This window comes from Streptomyces beijiangensis (assembly GCF_017315755.1).
GTDB lineage: Bacteria > Actinomycetota > Actinomycetes > Streptomycetales > Streptomycetaceae > Streptomyces > Streptomyces beijiangensis.
In genome coordinates, this window is sequence record NZ_JAFLRJ010001551.1 from 1 (window position 1) to 559 (window position 559).

Below are 559 nucleotides of genomic sequence, written 5' to 3' on the forward strand. Positions count from 1 at the left end.
GCCTTCGGCGGCGGGGCCGGGCCGCTGAGCCGTGTTCGTCCCGCGGGTCGTGTGCGGTCGTCAGCACGGTGATGAGGGTGAAGTCGTCCCGCTCGGGGGCGGTCCGGCCACGGGTGATGGTGTAGGGGCGCACCATGGTGCCCGCGCCGTCCTCCTCCGGCTCCTCGTCCTCCCAGTGCGGGGTCACGCGTGCGGCCCGTCCCCGCCGCCGAAGGCGTCGAAGTCACCGCGCACCGGGGTGCTGAGCTTCTGGCCGACCTGCTGGACGAGGTTGTGCATGGCCAGCGACATGATCTCGGCATCCACCTCCTGGGAGGCGACGACGGCCAGATGCGTTCCCTGGGCCGCCGAGATGATGAAGAGCCACAGGTCCGACAGCTCGACGATCACCTGGTGCACGCCGCCGCCGTTGAAGAGCTGCCCGACACCGCGGGCCAGGCGCTGCTGCCCGGTGCAGATGGCGGCCAGCCGCTCCGCGTCGGCGCGCTCGACGGTGCGCGAATGGCTCACCACCAGGCCGTCGGCGGAGAGCAGTACGGCGTTCAGGGTCTCGGCCACC

Annotated in this window: 2 protein-coding genes; both read right to left on the reverse strand. The window is 72.1% G+C overall.

Annotated features, from left to right (window positions below; all coding sequences use genetic code 11):
• On the reverse strand, nucleotides 1-187 hold a 187-nt coding region (locus tag J0695_RS42645; RefSeq protein WP_372445950.1), incomplete at its 3' end, for a DUF742 domain-containing protein.
• Nucleotides 184-558, reverse strand: coding sequence for a roadblock/LC7 domain-containing protein (locus J0695_RS42650; RefSeq protein ID WP_307798916.1), 375 nt, complete (start codon nucleotides 556-558; stop codon nucleotides 184-186). The genes J0695_RS42650 and J0695_RS42645, both read right to left, overlap by 4 nt.
• Nucleotide 559 lies beyond the last annotated feature (1 nt).